Annotated in this window: 14 protein-coding genes; 5 read left to right on the top strand and 9 right to left on the bottom strand. The window is 66.6% G+C overall.

From position 1 onward, the window contains the following. The first annotated feature begins 184 nt into the window (after window positions 1-184). Window positions 185-538 (top strand): HesB/IscA family protein, encoded by a 354-nt coding sequence (locus ACK4R0_RS05205; RefSeq protein ID WP_409671280.1) that lies wholly within the window; start codon window positions 185-187, stop codon window positions 536-538. A gap of 21 nt (window positions 539-559) precedes the next feature. Here the strand turns inward: ACK4R0_RS05205 and ribB are convergent, their stop codons facing one another. The 7 genes from ribB to ACK4R0_RS05170 all read right to left on the bottom strand — a co-directional run bounded on the left by ribB (window position 560) and on the right by ACK4R0_RS05170 (window position 16,690). Beyond that, window positions 560-1,843, bottom strand: coding sequence for a 3,4-dihydroxy-2-butanone-4-phosphate synthase (gene ribB / locus ACK4R0_RS05200; protein ID WP_409671277.1), 1,284 nt, complete (start codon window positions 1,841-1,843; stop codon window positions 560-562). Window positions 1,844-1,901: 58 nt separating this feature from the next. Beyond that, window positions 1,902-2,516, bottom strand: coding sequence for a riboflavin synthase (locus tag ACK4R0_RS05195; RefSeq protein ID WP_409671274.1), 615 nt, complete (start codon window positions 2,514-2,516; stop codon window positions 1,902-1,904). Between the two features lie 39 nt (window positions 2,517-2,555). Beyond that, the gene (gene ribD / locus ACK4R0_RS05190) at window positions 2,556-3,506 is read right to left on the bottom strand and encodes a bifunctional diaminohydroxyphosphoribosylaminopyrimidine deaminase/5-amino-6-(5-phosphoribosylamino)uracil reductase RibD (protein WP_409671626.1); all 951 of its coding nucleotides are present in this window, start codon (window positions 3,504-3,506) and stop codon (window positions 2,556-2,558) included. 29 nt (window positions 3,507-3,535) lie between these two features. Further along, complete coding sequence (locus tag ACK4R0_RS05185) at window positions 3,536-3,886, bottom strand: hypothetical protein (RefSeq protein WP_409671271.1); 351 nt, start codon at window positions 3,884-3,886, stop codon at window positions 3,536-3,538. A gap of 62 nt (window positions 3,887-3,948) precedes the next feature. Beyond that, entirely contained in the window at window positions 3,949-7,047 is a 3,099-nt protein-coding gene (locus ACK4R0_RS05180; protein WP_409671268.1) for a CHAT domain-containing protein, read from the bottom strand. Further along, a complete protein-coding gene (locus ACK4R0_RS05175; protein WP_409671265.1) occupies window positions 7,044-15,029 on the bottom strand; it encodes a beta strand repeat-containing protein in 7,986 nt (2,661 codons plus the stop codon). The genes ACK4R0_RS05180 and ACK4R0_RS05175 overlap by 4 nt, the downstream gene beginning before the upstream one ends. Continuing rightward, entirely contained in the window at window positions 15,029-16,690 is a 1,662-nt protein-coding gene (locus ACK4R0_RS05170) for a ShlB/FhaC/HecB family hemolysin secretion/activation protein (protein ID WP_409671262.1), read from the bottom strand. The genes ACK4R0_RS05175 and ACK4R0_RS05170 overlap by 1 nt, the downstream gene beginning before the upstream one ends. 478 nt (window positions 16,691-17,168) lie before the next feature. Between ACK4R0_RS05170 and ACK4R0_RS05165 the strand changes: the two genes are divergently transcribed. Together ACK4R0_RS05165 and ACK4R0_RS05160 are read left to right on the top strand one after the other, a co-directional pair. Then, the gene (locus ACK4R0_RS05165; RefSeq protein ID WP_409671259.1) at window positions 17,169-18,269 is read left to right on the top strand and encodes a pyridoxal phosphate-dependent aminotransferase; all 1,101 of its coding nucleotides are present in this window, start codon (window positions 17,169-17,171) and stop codon (window positions 18,267-18,269) included. Further along, window positions 18,266-19,177 carry a prephenate/arogenate dehydrogenase family protein gene (locus tag ACK4R0_RS05160; RefSeq protein WP_409671256.1) on the top strand — a complete coding sequence of 304 codons (912 nt, stop codon included), beginning with the start codon at window positions 18,266-18,268 and terminating at the stop codon, window positions 19,175-19,177. The genes ACK4R0_RS05165 and ACK4R0_RS05160 overlap by 4 nt, the downstream gene beginning before the upstream one ends. Before the next feature lie 152 nt (window positions 19,178-19,329). On the opposite strand, the gene ACK4R0_RS05155 is transcribed toward ACK4R0_RS05160, so the two are convergent. Next, a complete protein-coding gene (locus ACK4R0_RS05155; protein ID WP_409671253.1) occupies window positions 19,330-20,763 on the bottom strand; it encodes a M24 family metallopeptidase in 1,434 nt (477 codons plus the stop codon). A 38-nt stretch (window positions 20,764-20,801) separates the two neighbouring features. Continuing rightward, complete coding sequence (locus ACK4R0_RS05150) at window positions 20,802-21,515, bottom strand: HAD family hydrolase (protein WP_409671250.1); 714 nt, start codon at window positions 21,513-21,515, stop codon at window positions 20,802-20,804. 142 nt (window positions 21,516-21,657) lie between these two features. On the opposite strand from ACK4R0_RS05150, the gene ACK4R0_RS05145 reads away from it, so the two are divergent. Both ACK4R0_RS05145 and ACK4R0_RS05140 read left to right on the top strand, forming a co-directional pair. Then, window positions 21,658-22,770, top strand: coding sequence for an ABC transporter permease (locus tag ACK4R0_RS05145; protein ID WP_409671247.1), 1,113 nt, complete (start codon window positions 21,658-21,660; stop codon window positions 22,768-22,770). After that, window positions 22,767-23,615, top strand: coding sequence for an ABC transporter ATP-binding protein (locus tag ACK4R0_RS05140; protein ID WP_409671244.1), 849 nt, complete (start codon window positions 22,767-22,769; stop codon window positions 23,613-23,615). Before ACK4R0_RS05145 ends, ACK4R0_RS05140 begins: the two co-directional genes overlap by 4 nt. The last annotated feature ends 82 nt before the right edge of the window (window positions 23,616-23,697 follow it).

The raw sequence follows: 23,697 nt of genomic DNA, 5'->3' as shown, positions 1-23,697 counted from the left end.
CTTTTTACTTATCTTTTTTTTTTTTTTTTTTTGGGGGGGGGGGGGGGCGGGGGCGCGCCCCCCCCCCCCCCCCGCGGCCCTGAAGGGCCGCTCACCCCTCATCCAACTTCGCCTAGCGGGCAAGCCCGCAAGGCTACGTAACCTTCTCCCTCAAGGGGAGAAGGAATGTTGAAGGACCACGCCAATGACGACGACCACTCGTACCCGCCCTGCAGCCTTGACGCTGACCCCGTCGGCCGAGGCACGGATCGCGCATCTGATGCAGACCGCGCCCGAAGGTGCGATCGGGGTCAAATTGTCGACGCCGCGCCGGGGCTGTTCGGGGCTGGCCTATTCGGTCGATTACGTCACCGAGGAGGTCAAGTTCGACGAGAAGATCGAGACCCCCGGCGGGGTGTTCTATGTCGATGGCGGTTCGGTGCTGTACCTGATCGGATCGGTGATGGACTGGGTCGAGGACGATTTCACCGCTGGCTTCGTTTTCGCCAATCCCAATGCCAAGGGATCGTGCGGCTGCGGCGAGAGCTTCACCGTCTGACCAAGCTGCGCGCGGTATCCGTTACCCTTCGGGCGTGATCGGACGCTCGCCGACGATCGACAGGCCATAGCCGTCGAGCCCGACCAGGCTGTGGTGCGAATTGGTCAGCAATTCCATGTCCTGTACGCCCATTTCGGTGAGGATCTGCGCGCCGATGCCATAATCGCGCAGCTCTTCCATATCGGGAACCTGCTCGCCCGACTTCAGCCGGATCGCCTGGCTCAGGCTGTTGATCCCGTGCCGGTTGAGCAACACCACCAGCCCTGAGCCTTCCGCGCCGATGATCTCCATCGCGCGTTCGAGCAGACCTGATCGCGCGCCGGTCTCGCCGAAGATATCGGCAAAGGGATTGAGCACGTGCATCCGCACCAGAGTGGGTGTGTCGGGATCGACATGACCCTTCTGCAGTACGATCTGTTCGGTCTTTTCGGCCTTGTTGAAAAAGACGATCGCCTTCCACTCGCCGCCGAATTCGCTGGTGAAGCGGACTTCGGCGCGCTTTTCGACCAGATGGTCGTGGCGGCGGCGATAGGCGATCAGGTCGCGGATCGTGCCGATCTTCATGCCGTGGATGTGCGCGAACTCGATCAGGTCGTCGAGCCGCGCCATCGTGCCATCGTCGTTCATGATCTCGCAGATCACGCCCGAGGGGTTGAGCCCGGCGAGCCGCGAGACATCGACCGCCGCCTCGGTGTGTCCGGCGCGGACCAGCACGCCGCCGTCGCGCGCCATCAGCGGGAAAACGTGACCCGGGGTAACGATTTCCTCGGGCCCCTTGCTGGGATCGATCGCGACGGTGACGGTGCGCGAGCGATCCGCCGCGCTGATTCCCGTGGTCACCCCGGTGCGCGCTTCGATCGAGACGGTGAACGCGGTTTCGTGCCGGGTGCCGTTGTGCCGCGACATCAGGTTGAGGCCGAGCTGCTCGACCCGGTCCTTGGTCAGCGCCAGGCAGATCAGGCCGCGGCCGTGCTTGGCCATGAAGTTGATCGCATCGGGGGTCGCCATCTGCGCGGGGATGATCAGATCGCCCTCGTTCTCGCGATCCTCGTCATCGACCAGAATGTACATGCGGCCGTTGCGCGCCTCGTTGATGATTTCCTCGGCGGTGGCCATGACGCCAGCCGGGTCGCGGGACAGATAGCGCTCCAGTTTGCCCAAAGTGTCGGCGGTGGGGTTCCAGTCGGGCTCGCCCAGCTTGCGCAGCGAGTTGGCGTGCAGCCCGGCGGCGCGGGCGAGCCCGGCGCGGCTTTCGGTGCCACCCTCGATGATTTCAACGATACGTTCGATAAGCTGTGCTGACATCGGAATATCCCTTCGGAAACCCCGATATCACATTACAATGTGGAACGTAAAGATGCCATCACACTGAAATGGATTTCACCTCGTTCATTCGCATCAGATAGCGGGCGAGCACGTCGATCTCGAGATTGACCGGATCGCCGGGCTGAAGCGTGCCCAAAGTGGTCACCTCCCAGGTATGCGGGATGATGTTGAGGCCGAAATGGACGCTGCCATCGGGCTGATCGGCGTGGGAATTGACCGTCAGCGACACGCCTTCGACGGTGATCGATCCCTTTGTCGCAAGATAGGGCGCGAGCGCGTGCGGCGCGCCGATGGTGAAGCGGATCGAATCGCCCTCGGCTTCGCGCGCCACCACATGCCCGATGCCATCGACATGCCCGGTGACGATGTGTCCGCCCAGTTCGTCGCCGATCTTCAGCGCGCGTTCGAGGTTCAGCCGGGTGCCGTGCGCCCAGCGTCCGGCGCTGGTCTTGCTCACGGTTTCGGCGCTGATATCGACGGTGAACCAATCGTCGCCCTTCGACGTCACGGTCAGGCATACGCCCGAGCATGCGATCGAAGCGCCGATGGCCACCCCGTCCATGTCATAGCCGCAGCGGATGCGCGCGTGCAGATCGCCGCGCTGTTCGACGGTATCGATGGTGCCGATATCGGTGATGATGCCTGTGAACATGGTCGTCCTGTGTGTTGGCCGCAGCGGCGCGCGGTCGGGTCAGCGTATCCGCTGGTAGCTTTCCATGCGGTCGTTGCCAAGCAGCCGCGTGCCTTCGAGCCGCCAGCGCCCGTGCGCGTCGGCAAGGCTGTCGAGGCCGATATCGCCGAGCGCCGCCTTGCCGCGCCCGATCAACACCGGCGCGCGGTACAGCAGCAGGCGGTCGACGCTGTCGATGGCGAGGAAAGCCGCAGCGGTTTCGGCGCCGCCCTCGACCATCAGCCAGTCGACGCCTTCGAGCGTACCGATGTCGTGCGGCGAGGCAATCGCGCTCCACCCTGGCGGCGCATCTTCCATCCGGCTGAGCAGCACGCGGCGCGGCGAGCGCGCCTCGAGCCCTGCCAGCCGCACGTCGAGTCGCGGGGCATCGGCGCGATAGGTGCCGCCGCCGACGAGGATGGCATCGTGGTGTGCGCGCTCGATATGGGTATGCGCACGCGCCTGCGGCCCGGTGATCCACTGGCTCGATCCATTGGCAAGCGCGATCTGTCCGTCGAGCGAGGTCGCGAGCTTGAGCGTGACGAACGGGCGGCCCAAAGTCTGGCGGGTGACGAAGCCTGCAAGGCTCGTCCGCGCCGACGCTTCGGCGATGCCCGACTGCACGGCGATCCCCGCTGCCTCCAGCCGGGCGATGCCTTCGCCATTGGTGCGCGGGTCCGGGTCCTGCGTGCCGATGACGACGCGCGCCACGCCCGCTGCAATCAGCAGATCGGCGCAAGCGGGGCCGCGCTGGCTCTGGTGTGCGCAGGGCTCGAGAGTGACATAGGCGGTGGTGCCGCGCGCGGCTTGTCCTGCGGCGGTCAGCGCCATCGCTTCGGCATGCGGCCTGCCACCTGCCAGCGTCCAGCCGCGCCCGATGACGCGGCCATGGCGCACCAGCAGGCACCCTACCGCAGGGTTGGGGCTCGACAAGGCACGTCCGCGCAGCGCCAGCGCGATCGCGGCGTGCATCCAGTCCGCGTCAGACCGGGGGCCTGCGATCACTCGGTGTCCATGCCGAACTGTTCGGCCAGACGGCGGTATTGCGCCTTGCGCTCTTCCTCCTTCGCGATCCGCTCGGCTTCGAGCCTGTCCTTTTCGGCCTGGTTGGCGACATTCTCCGCGGCGATCTGGGCATCGGTCCGTCCGGGGTCGAGGCTGGTCACCCAGGTGATCTCGGGGCGTTTCCACTGCACCTCGAACCCGGATTCGCTGAAAAAGGCCGCAAAGATGGTGCTGGTGGCCGCAAACGAGGCCAGCAGGAAGCGCCATTTGTGGTCCTGCTGGTCGAACCAGTAGGTCTTGAGGTCGCCCACGGCGCGGATCGGTGAAATGTCACGAAAGAATCCCATAGCGCCCAAGATAGGCAGTTATGCCCGTCTTGACCAGTATCGCTCGCTTCGGCGCGCCGTTGCTACTGGACCAGCGGCTTGGTGCCATCGCCCAGCAGGATGAACGCCGCCCAGTAATAAGGGTGCGAAGTCAGCGGATCGTCCATCGCCTTGCGCTGCGCCTGTGCCAGCGAGGCGTTCATCGCGGTGCCGGCATCGGCCTTGAACAGGGCGGAGATCAGGTTTTCCGTCGCGTTGAAATCGTCGGGCACCGGCCAGTGGCTCGCCAGCACCGAGCGCGCGCCTGCACCGACGAACGCACGCACCAGACCATCGAGCGCGAAATTGCCGCCGGTCTCGATCCCCGCCTCGCGCGAGGCCGAGACAGTGGCGAGCCCTGCGGTGTCGCAGGCCGAGAGGATCACCAGATCGGCATCGAGCTTGAGATCGAAAATCTCCTTGAAGCTCAGCAGCCCGTCAGAGCCGGCGTCGCCGAACGAGGTGACCAGCGCCGGACGCGCGGGGCACTCGGGGCGCGGTGCGGTAACCAGGCCATGAGTCGCAAAGTGCAGGATACGATAATCATCGAGGTCGCTGCGGGCCAGCAATGCCGTGTCGCTGAACGCGCCCTGCGTCAGAATGTTGGCGCGGCCTGCACCCAGCACGCTTTGGGCCAGCTTCAGCTCGGACGGCGAGATCGGGTCGAGCCAGGTGTTGACCGGCCATTCGCAATCGGCTGCACGGCTGGCCGAGGCCAATGTGACGCGCTCGGGTGGCGGTGCATTCTGGCCCAGCCCGAGATACGCCTGCTTGCCCTGCGCGGGTGCAATGGTGCGGACATCGGCGAACGACCGCGGCGACACCGCGATCGAGAACCGCCGGTCGCGCCCGAACCAGGCGATGCCGGTGAAATCGAACGGATCGGCATCGATCGCGGCGGTGCGCTCGAGATACGCGTCGACGCCTTTCTGGTCTTCGACGAGCAGCCCCGGCGGAAGCTGCAGCAGCGCGCCATCGGGCTCGTAGACCAGATGCTCGATCCCGGCGAGGTCCTGCTGGAGACCCGGGAACAGCGAATCGTACAGCGCCTTTGCCTCGACCACATCGAAAGGATAGTTGGTCGGCTGGCCGTTCTCGATCACCACGATCGAATCGCGCAGCTTGGCAACCGACGTGTCCATATCGGCGCGGGTCAGCGCTATGCTGACGGTGCGGACGCGATCGGCGGTGATCAGCTGGCCATAGACCTTCTGCCCGACCAAGCTGACCTTGTAATAGCCTTCGCCGGGCCGCAGCAGCTTTTGCAGTTCGGGCAGGGTTACCGATGTCGGCGACAGTACGCGGTACTGCGAATACTGGCCCAGCCGCGATTGCAGCGCGGTCTGCTCGTTCTGCTGGTTGGCCAGCGTTTCGCGCGCGAGCGCGAGTGCGGCGACATCGTCCGCGGTCGGTGCGGACAGCGCCTCGAGCCGCTGGATCTCGGCGCTGGTGCGCGAGATTTCGCGGGTGCGGGTCACCGTCAGGCGGAACAGCGCGGAGGCCTCGTCATTGCCTTCGGACAGTTCGCGCGCCAGCACCGCCTGGGTCTGCGCGACGCCGGGCCGCTGCAGCAGCTGGCTGGCGTTGAACATCCGCGAGGCGACCGATGGGTCGCTGTCGGCGCGCGCCGCCAATTGGGCGAAATAGGGGCCGAGCATTTCCTTCATCGTCCCCCGCGCGCTGGGCACGGCCTCGCCTTCGGCGACGATCTCGTCATACAGCGCGATCGAGGCATCGGCTTCGCCGCGCCGCGCGAGAAACGCCGCCAGCCGCGCCTTGGCGCCAAGCAGTCCGGGCGATTGCGGATAATCGAGCCGGTAGATGTCGAGCGCTTCGGTCAGCCCTGCGCGGGCATTGGCCAGGTCACCCTGCGATTCCTGGATCAGCGCGCGCTGGGTCGCGACTTCCGCGCGCAGCCAGCCGGTCGAGCTGATGCGGCCGTTGCGCACCGCGACGATCATGTCGATGCCCTGTTGCAGCGCGGTCAGCGCGGCAGCACTCTGCCCCGAAAGCCGCAGCGCCGATCCGCGCAGCAGCAAGGCCTGCCCGTCGAGAATCTGGGCGCGCTCGGTTCCGGTGAGGCTGCTGTCGACTCCGCCGAGCCGCTTGAGCCCCGAATTTTCGCGGTTGATCCTGTCGGCGAGCATCTTGGTGATCTCGCCCTGAGACAGCCGTGCCTCGCCGATCAGTTCGGTATCGATCGACACCGGGCGGTCGAGGAACGCGATCGCCGCTGCAGGATTGCGCTGGTTGATCGCATCGATCGCACGGAAATTGCGGATCATCCGCTGGGTGACGCCATCGCTCGAGGCCACGATGCGTTCGGCGCGCGCGAACAGCGCGCCTGCGGTGGCGAAATCGCCCATGTTCGATTGCTGCAGCGCCTGGTTGGCGAGGAACTCCGCCGTCCGCTCGGACGCGCCCTGGTCGCGCGCTGCCAGCGTCTCGAAGAACTCCGCCGATTCGGCATAGGCACCGTAATTGTTGCGGATATAGGCCTCGGCGCGCGCCGATTCCTCGTCCAGCGTGCCCGCCTGGATGCGCGCGAAGGCGGCCGGATCGCTGACGCTAGTTGTGGCGACATCGACTGCGCCGGTCACCGGCCGGTCGGTCACCAGCGAGGCGAGCGCCAGCCTGAGCGCGGAATCATAGCCCGACAGCCCCTCGGCGATGTAGACGGTGTCGCCGCGCACCGCCGCATACAGCCGATAATCGACCGATGCCTTGGCATCGCGGCATTCGATTACCGTCGCGCCGCCGACATTGTCGACCTCGGTCGTCTGCCGCTCGCCGCAGCTCAACCGGCTGGCGGCGGCCTGCAGATAGCTCGCCAGCCGGTCGCCCTCGCCGCCGCGCAGCGCATAGAGCGAGCCGACCGGGCTGGCGGCATCGCGGCACACCACGCGATAGCCGCGATCGAACATGCTGCTCAGTGCTGGATCGGCGGGGCGGTATTGCGCGGTGCACAGAACGCCTGCCGATCCGACGCGGAAGCTGTCGCGCAGCGCGATCGCGCCACTGCTTTGGGCCAATGCGGGGCCGCTCACCATGCCTGCACACCCCAGGACAAGGGCCATCGCGGTGCTCCCGGTGCGGCCCAGCGCGTGCCTGAGCACGACGGTGAGGGACGAGGTGCGGATCATGGCTGTCCTCCGGTCTCGGGCGCAATCCCCGTGATGGGCTGATCGAGCTGCAGATTGGGGTTGCCGCCGCTGGTCACGGGTTCGTCGATGATTGGCTCGACGCCCAGGCGGCGGGTGTTGACGATGGTGACCGGCGGCATGATCGGGCGGCGCGGCGCGGTTTCCCCGCGTGCGGCCTGTTCGGCGGCGGCTTCTGCCTCCTCCTGCTCGCGTTCGGCCTGCCGCTCTTCGGACGATTGTTGCGGCGGCGGTCCTGCGTGGGTCACGACCGTCGGGCTTTCCTGGGTGATGCCGCCGCTGCCGCAGCCGACCGCGTTGAGCAGGCAGCCGTTGACGCTCGAATTGGCGGTGAAGCCGCTGGGGCCACCGCTGTCCTGCCCGGCGCTGCCCGATGTCGGGAAGATCAGATCACGCACCGAACTGCCGGTGCGGACGATGTCGCCGGTATCGAGCAACTGGCCGTAGATGACCATGTCGATCCCGCCCGAGGCGCTTTGCGAGGACCTCGGAGCGATCTCGATGCTGCCGACCCGGCCGAAGAAGCCGGCATTGAGCAGGCTGGTGCCGGTGTTCTGGATCAGCAGCGTATTGCCGACGTTGAACTGCAGCCGCGATGCCTGGATCACGCCATCGGGGCGCGATGTCGCGATCGGCACGCCAAGCGCGGTGTCGCGACCGGTGAAGTTGACGTTCTCCGCCAGCCGTTCGAGCAGGGATGCGCCAGCGATGTGGATGTTGTTGGCGGTGATCGACAGCACCCCGCCCGGCGAGCTGCCGTTGAGGAAGATGCCGCCGGTGTCGGCATTGATTTCCACCCGCCCGGCGTTGAGCGCCACCCGGTTGGTGGGCGCCATCGCATTGAAGATGGCGTTGCCGTTGACCCGGATGGTGCCGCCGGTGTTGATCGTCAGGCTGCCTTCCGATCCGTTGAGGTTGACCCCGCTGGCGGCAGCCGATCCGTTCATCGTCAGCGCGCGGATTTCCACGCCGGTGCCCGAGGAGGAAACGTTGGGCGCGTTGATCACGATGTTCTGCGCCCGGATGCGCGCAATCTCGCTGCCATCGAGCGTGTAGGCGCCGCTGCTGCCCTGGCTGTCGCCGCTGCCGCCGATGATCACCGGTCCGCTGCGGTTGGCGGTCAGCGTCAGTGTGCCGGTGCTGGCGTTGCCAAGGCCGCCGCCTTGCGAGAACGCGATGTCGCCCGAGCTGATCGCGATGGTGGGCGCTGCCGCCAGCCCGCCGAAGACCGCGGTGCCGCCGGTGTTGATCGTGATCCGCGATGCTGCGGTGATCGCGCCGCTGGCCGAGAAGCTGCCGCTGGAGGCAGACTGCAGCGTGCCGGTGACGACCGGCCCGCCGATCGAGACGCTTCCGCCCACGGGCGAGGGCGTGCCGGCCATCAGCGCGTCGAGATCGATGATCGAGACAAGCCCGGTGGACGAAATCGCCGAACTGTTGGTGATCAGCGTGACGCCGGTGGCGCCCGTGGTGATCGATCCGGTGCTGACCGACTGGCCCGCGAGCAGCAGCGCCGATGTGCCGGCGGTGATATTGCCGGTGGTCAGGCTGCCCGTCGTCGCCGCCGCCAATACGGCGGTGCCGGCATTGAGCGCTCCGAGTGTCACGTTTCCGCCGCGCACGCGGATATCGGCGGTCGAGGAAATCGCACCCGTGGCAAGCCCCTCGGTGCTGCGCAACAGCACGCCGCCGCCCGCAGTGATCGCACCGCTGGTGATGCTCAGCGCGTTGGCGACGATGCCCTGGCCATCGTCCAGCCCGAACACCACCGACCCGAAGCTGTCGATCGTCCCGGTGGTTATCGCGCCAGCGGCCCCCATGCTGATGCCGAAGCCGCTGGTCGCGACGCCAGGTCCGGTGGTGCGCAGGTTGCCCAAAGTGAGGTTGCCGCCGACGACCGTTCCGATCGAGCTGCCCGACGTGATGTCGCCGCCGATGACCGATCCGGTGGCCAACAGCTGCGTGTTGGCGCCGGAGCTCAGCGTGCCGAAATTCAGGCCGCCCGCATTTGCCGCCATGGTGATGGCACCGCCTGCGGTGATGTTGCCTGCGGTTATGCTGCCGTTGGTGGCGTTGAGCGCGGTGCCCAGGGTGGAATTGATCGCCTGCGCAGCGATGCTGGTGGCGGTGATCGCCACGCGTCCGCCCGCAGCGGTGATCGGGCCGCCAGCGGTGAAGCCGGTGCCCAGCCCTGCCACGAAGTTGTATGTCTGGATCGGGCCGTTGACCGTCAGGCTGCCGAGCGTCCGCACCGGGTTGGATGCGAAGATCGGCGCCGGATCGCCGCCGACGAACGAAGTATTGCCCCCGGTGTTGCCAAAGCCTCCCCCATCGAGCAGCGCCGACATCGACGAATTGCCGATGTAGAAGTTGCGGCCGATGCCCGTGCCTGTCGTCACGCCGCCATTGATCTGGATGTCGCCATCCACCAGCAGCACCACGCTTTCCCCGGTCGACAGCGCGCCGGTGGTCAGGGTGCCAAGCCCGATCATGCCGATGTTGCGCGCCGACTGGATCGAGCCGAGCGCGATGTTGCCGCCGCTGATCAGTCCGGCGCCAAAGAAGGATCCGGGCAGCGCGCCCTGGGTGATGATATTGCCTCCGGTGATGTTGCCCAGCGCCAGCACGCCCAGATCAAGGCCGGCGGTGGCATTGCCGAAGGTGACCGAGCCGATCGCCTCGATGCCGATGTCCTGGCCGGCGTTGAGGTCACCGGCGGTGATGTTGCCCGCAGCGGTTTCCAGCGCCAGATAGCCACCGGCAGACAGGGTGCCGACGTTCATGTCGCCCGACAGCACCAGCAGATCGATATAGCCGGTGGCGGTCTGGGCGATACCCAGCGTCAGGCCGTTCGCCGCGGTCATCGCGATGAAGTTGGATGCGAACAGCGAACCTGCGGTGATCGCCCCGCTGGTCGAGGTGAGGTTGATGTGGTTGCCCGACACCAGGTTGCCCAATGTCAGGTTGGACGCGGTGACGCCGATGACCCCGCCACCGACGATGTTGCCCAGCGTCACCGTTCCGGGAACCGCTATCGCGATATCCTGCGCCACGTTCAGATTGGCCGAGACGATCAGGTCGTTGTTCGAGAACAACCCGAGCGCGTTGGTGGTGATGGTGCCCAGATTGGTCGGCGCGATCACGGTATCGGCGACGAACGTGCCCGCGCTCAGCCCTACCGCATCGGCATTGAGCGACGCGTTGCCGATCAGCACCGACAGCGCATTGGGCGTCAGATAGGTGAAGCTGGTGCCCGCGTTGAACGTGCCGTCGGTGATCCGGATCGAGTCTTCACGCTGCAGCAGCGGATCGGGAAGATCGCCGCTGATATTGATCACGAAGCTGCCTACCGAGGCATCGGCATTGCGCAGTTCGATAGTGTTGCCGGTGGAGTAATAGCCCAGGCCCGACACCGCACCGGCGCCGCCGATGCCGGTGGCAATGCCCAGGATATTGCCCGCCTGCAGCAGGCCGCGATTGGCCGGGATCTGGAACCGGTCGGTAATCGCAAAGCCCAGGCCGCCGCCTGTGCCGTTGCCGCCGGTGCCGCCCAGCACGCCGCCGCTGCCACCGAACCCGCCTGCGCCGCCCACCGCCATCGTGATGTCGCCCGCCGTCAGGCGTGATCCGCGCACGGTCAGCAGGCTGAGGCCGCCGAAGCCGTGGCCGCCATTGCCGCCATTGCCGACGCCGGAAGAGCCCAGTCCGCCATCGCCGCCCGAGCCGCCAAAGCCCTGTGCGGCTGCCAAGATGTTTCCGGTATCGGCAAAGCCGACATTGACGGTCAGCGCCGCGGTCCCGCTTTGGGTGCCAAACTGGACCACCCCGCCGTTGCCTGCACCGCCGCTGCCGCCATTGCCGCCCAGGCCTGCGCTGCCCGTGCCACCCCTGCCGCCTGCGCCGCCGATACCGTCGGCGAACATCTGGACGCCCAGCACATCAAGTTGCCCGTTGCCCGCGCTGCCCAAAAGCAGCGCGGAGCCCCCGGTGCCGGTGCCGCCATTGCCGCCTGCGCCGCCGGTGGCTCCGCTGGTGCCCGCGCCGCCCATGCCGCCGATGCCTGACACGTCGATGAGCACGGAGTCGAAATCGACCAGCCCGGTTACCGGGCCGCTGCCCGCGATCAGCGAGGCGATGCCGCCGGTGCCGTTGCCGCCAGAGCCCCCGGCCGTGGCGTTGCCACCAAAACCGCCCGCGCCCAGAATAATATTGCCCCCGCGCAGCGTCGCGCCGTTGACGCCTGCGCGCGCCTCGCCGCCGATGCCATCGCCGCCGTTGCCTGCAACAAAGGCCGTGCCGCCAAAGCCGTTGGCCAGCAGTTCGGCGTCGCCGCCCACCGTCACGGTGCCCACGACGCCCAGCGTCCCGAATTCCGCCAGACCTCCGGTGCCCACGCCCCCGGCGCCGACATTGGCATTGCCGCCGATGCCGTTGACCCGCTGGATCATCGACCCGGTCGCACTGGCCGTGCCGCCGCCGCTGCCGAACACCACCATCAACGTCCGGCCCCCGGTGGCTGCGCCGCCGATGCCCGAAAAGGTCGAATCGCCGCCGGTGGCCGAGCCATCCAGCGTGACGTTGCCGTTGATCTGCAACAGGCCCGATTGCGCCGTGGCGGACGCCACGCCGCCGGTTGCCAGCCCGATCAGTCCCGTTCCGCTGGACCCGCCGATCGCGGACGCATCGGCAAAGAAGCTGCCGTTCACCGTGACCGAGCTGCCCGCGGACTGTGCCTGGATGGTGGCATTGCCGCCGGTGGCGGTGCCGGTGTTGCCGCTCCCGCCCGCGCTGCTGCCCGCGCCGGCGAACGCTGCCAGGAACGCGCTGTCGCCCAGCGCGATCTGGCCATCCCCCAACGAGATGATGCTGGCATTGCCGCCCTGCGCCGCGCCACCTGCTGCATTGGCGATGCCGTTGCCGCCAAAGGCCGAAGCGCTGAGGAAGCTGGTGCCGGTGACGTTGACCCTGCCGCTTTGCGCGAACAGCTGCGCTGTGCCGCCGGTCGCCGAACCGCCTGCGCCGGTGCTGCCCGAGCCATCGCCGCCCTCGCCATTGGCGGTGACATCGACCAGCCCTGCGATCTGGATCAGCGCGGTCGATGTCACCGTGCCGATCAGCGCCTGGCCGCCGGTGCCGGTGCCACCCGATCCGGGGGTGAAGGAATCGCCGCCAAGGCCAGAGGCGCGGACGACGCCGTCGCCGCCGATGGCCAGCGTGCCGACCGCCGCGCCCAGATTGGCCAGGCCGCCGACGCCGTTGCCGCCGCGGATGCCGCCCAGATTGGCGCCGCCAAAGCCGCTGGCATCGACGGTTGCCTTGCCGGTGATCGTGATGGCGAGATCGTTGACCGCGATGCGTGCATCGCCGCCGGTGCCGTTGCCCGCAATGCCATCGCCACCGCCGTAATTGGCAGCGCCAATTCCCAACGCCTGGACCAGGGCGTCGCCGGTGATGGTGATCGCGCCGCCCGAACTCTGCGAGATCGAGGCGTTGCCGCCCGTGCCGTTGCCGCCATCGATGCCGGTCAGCGCAGAACCGAACACGGTGCCGTTGGCATCGATGTTGACCAGCCCGGTGATGTTGATGTTGGCGCCCGCAGCGGCCGCCACGATCTGCGTGCTGCCGCCGGTGCCGTTGCCCGATCCGCCGATGCCTGCCTCAACGGCGGCGCCGCCGATGCCGCCCGAGGACATTTGCACCCCGCCATTTAGCGCGATATTGCCCGCGCCATTGGCGGTGATGTACGCGCCGCCGCTACTGCCCTGGGTGCCACCCTGGCCGTTGCCACCGGTCGTGCCCTCGCCGCCGATGCCCAGGGCGTCGAGTTTGGTCAGCCCCTGGACCGTGATGGCCCCGCCGGTCTGGATGGAAGACAATGCGATCTGCGCCTGGCCACCCGTGCCCAGCCCGCCCAGTGCGGTTGCGCCGAAGCCGCTCCGCCCGCCGACCCCGGTCGCCTGCAACAGCAGGTCCGAACCGAAGTTGAGCACACCGCCCGAGCCGAAAATCTGCACGAACGAAGAACCGCCACTGCCTGCGCCACCGTTGCCGGCTCCGTCGTCGGCATTGCCGCCGAAGCCGAAGCTGGTGACGGCCACCTGGCCCGCGACGTTGACCCTGCCGCCGACGCCTGCATTGATGCTGCTTAGACCGCCGATGCCCGCGCCGCCGATCCCGTCGTTGAACGCACTGCCGCCAAACCCGTCGGCACTGCTGAGGATGCTGCCGTTGATGGTCATCACGTTGTTGCTGCTGGCGATTCCGGTGCTCGAGCCCGACTCGATCTGGATCGATCCACCCCGGCCGAGCCCCGCGACGCCAGCGCCGAAGTTGCTGCTGCCATAACCGTTGGCGGTGGCGAACAGATCGCCGTTCACGAGCATAGTGGAGTTGTTGTCGACCGTGGCGTTGCGGCCGGAAGCGATGATCACCGTGCCGCCGATGCCAGCGTTGCTTCCCGCGCCGGTCTCGCCCTCTCCTGCAAAGCCATCGGCGCTGACGATCAGGTCGCCGCCGATCTGAAGCAGCGAGTTGCCGAACGAGCGCACATCGGCGAGGCCGCCGGTGCCCGATCCGACCGCGCCCGACGCGCTGCTGCCTCCGCCAAAGCCGTTGGCGGTGACGAAGGCGCTGCCGTTGACGACGATCGATCCGCCGGCCTGGGCATAAAGCTGGGCGTTGCCGCCCACGACATTCTGGCCTTCGCTCTGGGCGAACCGGTCCGAAGACACGGTCAGGTCGCCGCCGACCAGGATGCTCCCTGTGCCAAATGCGGTGACGGTGGACTGGTTGTTGCCGTAGAAGCGGGCATCGCTCGCCATGCTGAGCGTGCCGCTGCCGACGCTGACATTGGAGTTGAACGAGGCTGCGGCGTTGATCGCCGAGGTTACCGCGCCCGACGCTATCGAGATGTTGGCCTGCTGGCCCGGATTGACCGGTGCGCTGGTATCGATGAAATCGCCGAAGACGTCATAACCGGCCGACAGGATGATCGAGTTGCCGACGACATTGGCTGCGCCTGCGACATCGAAGCCCAGGCTGCCGCCCGACAGCGCCAGGGTGATCGCGTTGTTCTTGGGCACCGCCACCATGTAGATGCGGTGGTTGTCACCCGCGCCGGTGCTGGCAGGGCCGGTGGTCACGCCGCCATGGCCCACCGCAACGCCGCCGGTGCCGTTGGTTCCCGTCGTTACCTGGATGTCGAACAGGCCGTTGCCGCCAAAGGTGATGGTCGCTGCCTCGGCGCCGACATACAGCGCCGATCCGTTGACGTTGACGTTGCCGGCCTGCAGCACGGTTGGCGCGATCATCGCGACATAGCTGTTTTCCGGCGTCGCCCGGATCTGCGCGCCGGGCTGGACGATGACCGAGGAGGCCGATGCCGATGGGCCAAGCGTGAACGCGCCGGAGGCGTTGATGAAATTGCCCGCGCCGTCGCGCACCGGATCGGAACTGGTCAGCAGCAATCCGCCGACGTCGATCACTGCGGTCGAGTTCACCACGATCCCGCCCGGGCTGTAGAACCAGACATTGCCACCCGAAACCAGGCCCGAGGCGGTCTGCAGCTGGCTGATGACGGTGCCGTTGAGCTGCACCGAGCGGCCGGTGCCTGTGGGAATGATGCGGTTGAGGACGGTGAAGAAGTTCTGCGCGGACGGGTTGTTGCGGAAGAACGCCGTGCGCCCGCTGGGCAGGAAGTTGATCGGCGGACCCGTCAGCGCGGTATCGTTGGTGGTCCAGTTGATCACCGCCTGGTCAGTATCGATCTGGATGTTGTCGGTGCCGGGCGACCGGTTGATGCTCACACTGCCCGAAACGACCGTGGGGTTGCCCTCGAAGGCGCCCGAGGATTGCGCAATGGCCGGCCCGGATGCCCCCAGCGCCAAGCCCGTGGCCAGCGCGATTGCCGATGTCGCCTTGGCAAGCGTGATCCGGCGGGCGATGATTGTGCGGTCATAAGCCATCAGCGGGCTCCCCAGGGCAAAAGCAAGGTGGTGAGGGTGAACAGGATGCGCGGATCGGGCGTATCGACCAGCAGGCCGGCGCGTTCGGTGGGTACCGCCACGGTCAGGTCGAGCCGGAACCGGTCGCTGAGCCGCGCGCGCACGCCGCCGCCGACCGAGCTGAGCCGCTGCGGATCACCGGGGCGGCCATCGTCCCAGGTCCAGGCGACATCCATGAACACGAAGGGCTGGAACGAGAAATCGGTCTCGCTGATCGGCGCAATCTGCGGACCGCGCAGCTCGACCGAAAAGCCCGCGCCATCGTCGCCGACGATCACGCCGGGATCATAGCCGCGACCGATGGTGAAGTTGCCGCCTGAAAACTCCTCGAAGCTGAGCACCGGGTCGAAGGCGATCTGCCCGCGTCCGCGCACGAACACCGAGAACCGGTCGCCCAATGCGGCTTCGGCGGCGATCTCGCCGCGGATCAATGTCGATGTCGGGTCGCCATCGGCGCGCGTCGTCGGCGTGCGGACCAGCGCGCAGATGAAGTTGCACGGATCGCTGGCGCCCAGGATGTCGAGGCCCTGGCGCAGCTCGATCTGTCCGCCCAGCCGCCAGCGCGGCGCAGCGCCGTTGGCCATGTCGATCGCTTCTCCGGCCAGCTGCGCATAGGCGACGCGGATGCGGTCTTTCGACAGCGGCACGATGAAATCGATGTCCTGGTCGACGTAATCGAGGCCGATGGTGCTGTAGACCGACGCCGCCTGGCTACGCAGCACCGGATAGCGCGCTTCGATGCTGGCGAGCAGAGTGGTCGCGTCGATGCTCGCGGTTGCGCCCGCCGGCAGGCTGATGTTCGGCTTGGTCCAGGCATAAGTGAACCGCCCGCCAAGCGTGAGCCCTTCCTGTCCGACGCGGAATTCGTGGCCTGCCTGGAGGATCTGCTGCTCTTCGAAGTCGAGCGTCGAATAGGCCGAGATATAGGTGCGGTCGCCCATGCCGGTGAGGCCGTAGAACTGCGCCCGCAGTTGTGCGCCATAAGGCCCCGCATCGCGCGCGGCCATGTTCTGGACGTTGAGATCGACCTCATAGGCCGTGCGGCGCACGGTCACGTCGCCGATCAGTTCGCCAGGACCGGTGCCTGCGGGAACCAGGGTCAGCCGGATGTCATAACCGGGCAGATCGCGGGCGAGCAGCAGATAGCGCTCGGCGAGCTTCTGGTTGAACACCTCGCCCGTGGTCAGCCGCTCGAGATAGCTCGCGACCAGCTTCTCGCCATTGCCGGCATCGCCGCGCACGCGGATCGACGTCAGCCTGGCGTAGAGCACCTCGAACTGGACGATGCCGTTGTCGATCCGCTGGGTCGGCACCTGGACCGCGGCGATATAGCCATCGCGGCGCAATTTGGTCGCGACCGCATCGCGGATCTCGCACAATATGGCGACCGGCTGCTCGGTGCCGATATACTGTTCGTACAGCGGACGCAGATCGGCGGGCGCCACGGGCCCCAGATTGTTGAACCGCGCCTCGCTCAGCGTCAGCCGGACATTGGCATAGGCCGGGTCGGCAAGCGGGCAGGGTGCGCGTTCGATATCGCCTTCGACCGTCAGCCGGGAAGGACGGTCGGCGCGCGGTTGCACCGGGCGCTCGATTTCCTCGCGGGTGGGGGGAGACGGCACGTTGACTTGCTGGGCATGGCCCGCGGTCGCCCCAAACAGCCCTGCAAACACGGCGGTGCCCAAAAAAAACTGTTTCGTGCGAGTGTTGCGCGTCGCCAAAGTTACCCCCTTTAACCATTGCAGTAGCAGGGGAGTTTGGCTGGGGCCGCAGTACCCTGAACCGAGTAGCGGAACGCGAAGCGGTTCTTCCGCTTCTGCAATCCGGGGCGACCTCGGGCGAGGTCTTAACCTACCCTTAATCCGGGGGCAACCTGCAAATGGCCTGATGCTCCCGAAATTCTCCAAAGTTAACATACGCTTGGGTTTGGGGCGCGGTGAGGCGTAACACCTGCGATGCCGATATTGATTTCATTGCACATTTTGGAAGCTGCGCCCGGACAGGATGCGCCTGGCTGGTCAGTGGCACGCACGCTGCCACCCTGCCGCAGACGTGGTCGATGCTTTGCAATGGGGGCGACTCACGCTATGCGCGCGGGCCATGACCAGTCATCCCCAACCCAAAGAATGGATCGCCGCGATCCACGCCTATGTCCCCGGAAAATCCGCAGGAGACGATGGCCGGTCGCTGATCAAGCTGTCCGCCAACGAAAACCCGCTGGGCAGCAGTGGGCAGGCGCTCGCTGCGCGGACGCAGGGGGCTGCAACCGACCCTTCGCTCTATCCCGACCCGGACAGCACAAAGCTGCGCCAGGCGATCGGCGCGCTGCACGGGCTGGACCCTGCGCGGATCGTCTGCGGCACCGGATCGGGCGAACTGCTGACCATCGCGGCCAGCGCTTTTGCCGGACCGGGCGATGAAGTGATCTATGTCCGCTATGGCTTTTCGCTGTACGAGATCGCGGCCCTGCGCTGTGGTGCGACCCCGGTAGTTGCGCCAGACAACTCGTACGCGACCGATGTCGATGCCCTGCTGGCATGCGTGACCGATGCGACCAGCGTGATCTATCTTGCCAATCCCAACAACCCCACCGGAACGCTGACCAGTCGCGCCGAGCTGGCGCGGCTGCACGCTGCGCTGCCGTCGCGGGTGCTGCTGGTGGTCGATCAGGCCTATGCCGAATATGTGGCGGACGAAGACGACGATGGCGCGCTCGATCTGGCCCGCGACAGCGGCAATGTGCTGGTCACGCGGACCTTCGCCAAGGCTTATGGCCTCGCGGGCGACCGGGTCGGCTGGGGCTATGGTTCGCAGCATGTCATCGATATGCTCAACCGGCTGCGCGGACCGTTCAACATCAGCCTGACCGCGCAGGCGGCAGCGCTGGCTGCGCTGGGCGACCAGGACTTCGTCACGCGGTCGGCGGCGCACAATGCGCACTGGCGCAGCTGGTTTGCGGGCGAGCTGGGCCAGCTGGGCAACCATGGCGTCACCGTCGTCCCCAGCCACGCCAATTTCGTCCTCGTGCTGTTCGAAGGCGCGGTCAGCGCCGAGGTCGCGTTCGACGCGCTGATGCAGGCGGGCTATATCGTGCGCTGGCCCAAGGGGCAGGGGCTGGGTCATGCGCTGCGCATCACGATCGGGCACGAGAAGGACATGCGCGCGATCGCGGCGGTGTTGCGTGATCTGGTGAGCGCATGAGCAAGGCGTTTGACAGTATCGCGATCGTCGGCCTCGGGCTGATCGGCTCGTCGATCGCGCGCGCGATCCGCCAGAGCCTGCCCGATACGCAGATCATGGGGTACGACCGCGATGCCGGCGTGTGCGCGCGGGCGCAGGCGATCGGACTGTGCGACAGCTATCACACCGCGTTCGGCGCGGAGCTGGTGCAGGCGCAGATGGTGATCCTGTGCGTGCCGGTCGGCGCGATGGCCGCCGTGGCGGCACAGATGGCGCCGCATCTGTCGCCCGAGACGATCATCTCCGACGTCGGCTCGTGCAAGGCGAGCGTGATCACCGCGCTGCGCGGCGCCTTGCCGCATGCACTCATCGTGCCCGCGCATCCGGTGGCAGGGACCGAGAACAGCGGACCGGAATCGGGCTTTGCGTCTTTGTTCAAGGGCCGCTGGTGCATCCTCACCCCCGATGCTGACGCCAATCCGCAAGCATGCGAACAGGTGGCGCGCTTCTGGCGGGCGCTGGGCGCGAATGTCGAGACAATGGATGCGGCGCACCACGATCTGGTGCTCGCGGTTACCAGCCACCTGCCGCACCTGATCGCCTACACCATCGTCGGCACCGCCAGCGACCTGGAGGGCGTGACCCAGAGCGAGGTGATCAAATACTCCGCCGGCGGCTTTCGCGACTTCACCCGCATCGCGGCCAGCGATCCGGTGATGTGGCGCGATGTGTTCCTGTCCAACAAGGACGCGGTGCTCGAGATGCTGCAGCGGTTTTCCGAGGATCTGTCGGCGCTGCAGCGCGCGATCCGCTGGGACAAGGGCGACGAGCTCGAGGAACTGTTCACCCGCACGAGAACCATCCGCCGCTCGATCATCGAACAAGGGCAGGACGATGCGAAACCCGATTTCGGGCGCGAGCATCCTTAAGCGGGGAAAGCCCTCTCCCCTTTAGGGGAGAGGGTTGGGAGAGGGGGAGTAGCGCAACGTTGCACTCCCGGCCGGCCCCTCTCAACTGCGGCTAGGCAGCAAGCTGCCAAGTCTTCGTGTCTCTCCCCTGAAGGGGAGAGAGCGGGGTGTGCTCAATCCTGCCTATCACCCACCACCGCCTCGGTCGGCATCGCCTCGACCTCGGACGCATCCGTCGGCCGGTTCGCCGCCCCGCGGATCAAATGGAACTTCTCCTGCCGCCCGTCGAGATAGCTCACGCCCTCGCCGTCGAAGAACATGTCCTCTTCGGTGCGGAACGAGACCGCCTTGTCGCCCCATTCGGGCACGTTGGTGGTGACCGCCAGCTCGATCGACCACGCGGTGCTGGCGCGGACCAGATAGTCGCCTGCGGGGCTTGCCTCCTGATTGTCCCAGAAACCGATCGCAGGCCCGGCGCCATGGCCGTGAAAGCCGATCGGGTGCGAATAGATGCTCGGCTGATAGCCCGATGAGATCGCCTTGGCGCGGGTTGCCGCGAGCAGATCGTTACCGGTCAGGCCGACGCGGAACTCCGCCGTCAGCATGTCCTGCACCGCATTGGCGGCGGCAAGGCCCGCCTTGAGGCCGGAGGGCGCATCGCTCTCGCCAGGCTTGAGGACATAAGCGAGGTGCTGGGTATCGGTGTTGAGACCCAGATAGGTGATGCCGAAATCGGTCCACAGCATGTCGCCGGGCTGGATGATCACATCGCCGGTCAGCTCGCCGGTCTCGCTGGCGCGGAAGATGGCGAGCGAGGGGTGGAACCAGGTCTTGAGGCCCAGGGCGCTGATCTTCTCGCGCATCCACCATTGCACGTCCTCGGCCTTGGTGGTGCCCGGCGTGATCACCTTGTCCGACAGCGCCTCGGCGATGATCGCATGGGCCAGGCGGACGATGCCGGGATAGACCTCCATCTCGGCCGGGATCCGGCTTTCGAGCCAGCCGATCGCGAGCGGTCCGGCGGGCACGATGCGCTCACGCAGCTCTTCGGGCAGGGTTGCGGCGAAATCCTCGTACTGGCTGTGGCTCAGGCCATCGGCGAGCGCGGTCTGCGGCGAGATGTTCATCGCGATCTTTTCAGGGTTGCGTTCGGCGACGATCTCGGCGAGCCGCTGCCACTGGTCGGGCTGCTGCTCGGGGGTCCAGGCGGGCGCGAACAGCCCGGCCAGGCCATAGCGGCTGACCGTCAGACGCTCGATCGGCTTGCCTTCGCCCGGATCGAAGAACACCAGGATCGTCCGCCGCCGGGCATGCATCGAGCGCGCGTCGAGCATGGTCGCCACCACCGGGTCCTCGTCATATTCGCGTGCGATCAGCACCCACATGTCGACGCCCTGTTCGCGCATCAGCGCAGGGACCACGGTCTCGAGCCGCTGCGCGAGCCACGCATCACGAACCTCGGCCTGGGCGCGCAGGGGAAGGATCTCAGGATAATCGGGCGCCTCTGCCTCGCTGGTGTTGCCGGGCTCTCTGGCGATCACGGTGGCAGGCGTGCTCGCCAGCAGCGCGGCTGCGATCCAGGATGCAAAAGTGGTGGTGTGTTTCATGTGGCTCCCCTGCGGCGCGATGTCGGTGGGTGACAGGCCTAGCCCGGCAGATCGGGCAGCGCCACCGTCAGATGTCCGTTGCCAGCAGCCCAATCGAGTTCGGGCCAACCTTTCGTCCGTGCGACCAGCCGCATCGGCAGATGCGCATTGGTGACGAAGGCCTCGTCGGCCATCTCGAGCATCGGCAGGTCGGAGATGTGATCCGAATAGCAGCGGATGTGACAGGCGGTGCGATCGAGCCCGTGCTCGGCCATCCAGGCTGCGATCAGCTCGGCCTTGTGCGGGCCATAGCAATTGTGTCCCGCGATGTGCGGCTGCACCCGGCCTTCTGCGGCGACGAGATCGGTCGCGATGACATCGTCGATGCCCAGCCGGGCGGCGATGGCTTGGACATATAGCCGGTACGACGCGGTCGCGATGACGATGCGATAGCCCTCGGCGCGGTCGGCGGCGATCCTCTCCAGCGCGCCGGGGCGGATGTTCTTGGCGAACACGAAGTCGGCGTGCGCGGCCATAGGTCCTGCGAGCTTTGCCAGCCGCAGGCTGCCGACGAGCAGCCGCTGGTTGATCTGCTTGAGCTGGTCGCGGCTGACGATGCGCAGCAGATAGGCCGCGCCGGCCAGCGCGGACAGCGGAATGAGCAGCAGCCTTTTGGGATCGTGGCGCAGCGCCATCCACAGCAGGAAACGCGCATAGGTGGGGTGGACGGTGATCGTCCTGTCCATATCGTAAAAGGCGATCCGGTCCCCCACGATCCAGTGCCATAAAGCCTAATCGGTGCGAGACAAGCGCGCCGTTGCCTCTGCGTGGTCATGTGCCAGCGATGAGCACTGCGGTGGGCCGTTCGCCAAGATGCTTGTGATCGCACGCTTTATCGCACAAAGAGGGCTGGATATGGGTGTCCCGGCCGATTTTTCCGTTGAAGAGCGTAGCGACACCGGTGCGGTGCTTCGCTTTACCGGCGATCTCAACATCGCCACGGTCGGGCCGATCGACAAGCAGCTGAAATCGCTGGACCAGACACTGGGCCTGATCGACATGGCCGATGCCGGGCATATCGACACGGTCGGCGCGTGGATCGTCCATCGGCTTGCGCGCGATCACGGTTGCGACATCGTCAATCTCAGCGAATCGGGTGCGCGGCTGGTCGAGGCGGTGGGCAAGTCCGATCTCGGGGCCGTCGAACGTCCGCACAGGCCCAATGTCGTGACCCGGGTGGTCGCCGGAACCGGCGAAGGCGTGATGCTGGCGTTCAGCAGCATGCTGGCGATGCTCAGCTTCTTCGGCGCGATCGTCCGCGCCATGCTGGCGCAGGCAGCCAATCCGCGCCGCATCCGATGGGCTGCGACCGTCCGCCATTTCGAACTCGTCGGCGCCTCGGCGCTGGGGATCGTCGGATTGATGAGCTTCCTCATCGGCATTGTCATCGCCCAGCAGGGCTCGGTCCAGCTGCGCCAGTTCGGTGCCGAGGTGTTCACGGTGAACCTGGTCGGGCGGCTGACCTTGCGCGAGCTGGGCGTGCTGATGACCGCGATCATGGTCGCAGGGCGTTCGGGCAGCGCCTTTGCCGCGCAGATCGGCACGATGAAACTCACCGAAGAGATCGATGCGATGCGCACGATCGGCGTGTCGCCGATCGAGGCGCTGGTGCTGCCCCGCGTGGCGGCAGCAGTGCTGATGATGATCCTGCTCGCGTTCTACGCGATGATGGTCGCGATGGCGGGCGGCGCTTTCCTGCTGTGGATCACGCTCGACCTGCCGATCACGACATTCATCCAGCGTATCCAGGAGGTCGTTCCGATCCACGACTTCTATGTCGGCATGATCAAGGCGCCGGTGTTCGGGCTGATCATCGCATTGTCGGGCTGCTACCAGGGCATGCAGGTGCGCGGTAACGCCGAGGAAGTCGGCGCGCGCACGACGGCCGCTGTGGTCCAGGGCATTTTCATGGTGATCGTGCTCGATGCGTTTTTCGCGGTGTTCTTCACCGAGGTGGGTTGGGGATGAGCGCTGCCCGCCAGAAAGAATGCGAAGTCGCGATCCGTATCACCGGGCTGACCAACAGCTTTGGCGAGCAGGTGGTGCACGAAGACCTGTCGCTCGATGTCCGCGAAGGCGAGATCCTGGGCGTGGTCGGCGGGTCGGGCACCGGCAAATCGGTGCTGATGCGCTCGATCATCGGGCTGCAGGTGCCCGATACCGGCAGAATCGAGGTGCTGGGCGAATCGATTCTCGATGCAGCGGAAGAAGACGTCTCGATCCGCAGCCGCTGGGGCGTGCTGTTCCAGGGTGGTGCCTTGTTCTCGACGCTGACCGTGGCCGAGAACGTGATGGTCCCCATCGCCGAATTCTTCCCGCAAATCGGTCCCAAGCTGCGCCGCGAAATCGCGCTCTACAAGATCGCGCTGAGCGGGCTGCCGGCAGAATCGGCGGACAAGTTTCCGTCCGAGCTGTCGGGCGGGATGCGCAAGCGCGCTGGCCTCGCGCGGGCGCTGGCGCTCGATCCCGATGTGCTGTTCCTCGACGAGCCGACCGCCGGGCTCGACCCGATCGGGGCGTCGCGTTTCGACGAACTGACGCTCGAGCTGCAGCGGACCCTGGGCCTGACGGTGTTCCTGATCACGCACGATCTCGATACGTTGCACGAGATCTGCGACCGGGTCGCCGTGCTCGCAGACCGCAAGGTGATCGCCATCGGCACGATCGCCGAATTGCTGGCGATGGACCATCCCTGGATCCAGGAATATTTCAACGGACCGCGCGGCCGTGCTGCGGCGGTCAGCCACGCGGACGAGGAGCGGCGCCAGAACCGGCATCCGGTCCAGACCCAGAGCCGGGGGTTCAAGCGATGACGCCAGGCACCGACCCATATGCCTATCCAGGCACGAACAGCGCCGCATTGGCGGTAGACAGCATTCAAAGATCAGAGGCATA

The organism is Blastomonas sp. (assembly GCF_046294995.1).
Classification (GTDB): Bacteria; Pseudomonadota; Alphaproteobacteria; order Sphingomonadales; family Sphingomonadaceae; genus Blastomonas.
This window is presented reverse-complemented; position numbering and strand designations above follow the sequence as displayed.

Excerpts from the sequence above, each read along its gene's own strand:
- ACK4R0_RS05205 (WP_409671280.1), top strand. The coding sequence starts at position 185 with ATGACGACGACCACTCGTACCCGCCCTGCAGCCTTGACGCTGACCCCG.
- ACK4R0_RS05185 (WP_409671271.1), bottom strand. The coding sequence starts at position 3,886 with ATGGGATTCTTTCGTGACATTTCACCGATCCGCGCCGTGGGCGACCTC.
- ACK4R0_RS05160 (WP_409671256.1), top strand. The coding sequence starts at position 18,266 with ATGAGCAAGGCGTTTGACAGTATCGCGATCGTCGGCCTCGGGCTGATC.
- ribB (WP_409671277.1), bottom strand. The coding sequence starts at position 1,843 with ATGTCAGCACAGCTTATCGAACGTATCGTTGAAATCATCGAGGGTGGC.
- ACK4R0_RS05155 (WP_409671253.1), bottom strand. The coding sequence starts at position 20,763 with ATGAAACACACCACCACTTTTGCATCCTGGATCGCAGCCGCGCTGCTG.
- ACK4R0_RS05195 (WP_409671274.1), bottom strand. The coding sequence starts at position 2,516 with ATGTTCACAGGCATCATCACCGATATCGGCACCATCGATACCGTCGAA.
- ACK4R0_RS05175 (WP_409671265.1), bottom strand. The coding sequence starts at position 15,029 with ATGGCTTATGACCGCACAATCATCGCCCGCCGGATCACGCTTGCCAAG.
- ACK4R0_RS05145 (WP_409671247.1), top strand. The coding sequence starts at position 21,658 with ATGGGTGTCCCGGCCGATTTTTCCGTTGAAGAGCGTAGCGACACCGGT.
- ACK4R0_RS05140 (WP_409671244.1), top strand. The coding sequence starts at position 22,767 with ATGAGCGCTGCCCGCCAGAAAGAATGCGAAGTCGCGATCCGTATCACC.
- ACK4R0_RS05180 (WP_409671268.1), bottom strand. The coding sequence starts at position 7,047 with ATGATCCGCACCTCGTCCCTCACCGTCGTGCTCAGGCACGCGCTGGGC.
- ACK4R0_RS05165 (WP_409671259.1), top strand. The coding sequence starts at position 17,169 with ATGACCAGTCATCCCCAACCCAAAGAATGGATCGCCGCGATCCACGCC.
- ribD (WP_409671626.1), bottom strand. The coding sequence starts at position 3,506 with ATGCACGCCGCGATCGCGCTGGCGCTGCGCGGACGTGCCTTGTCGAGC.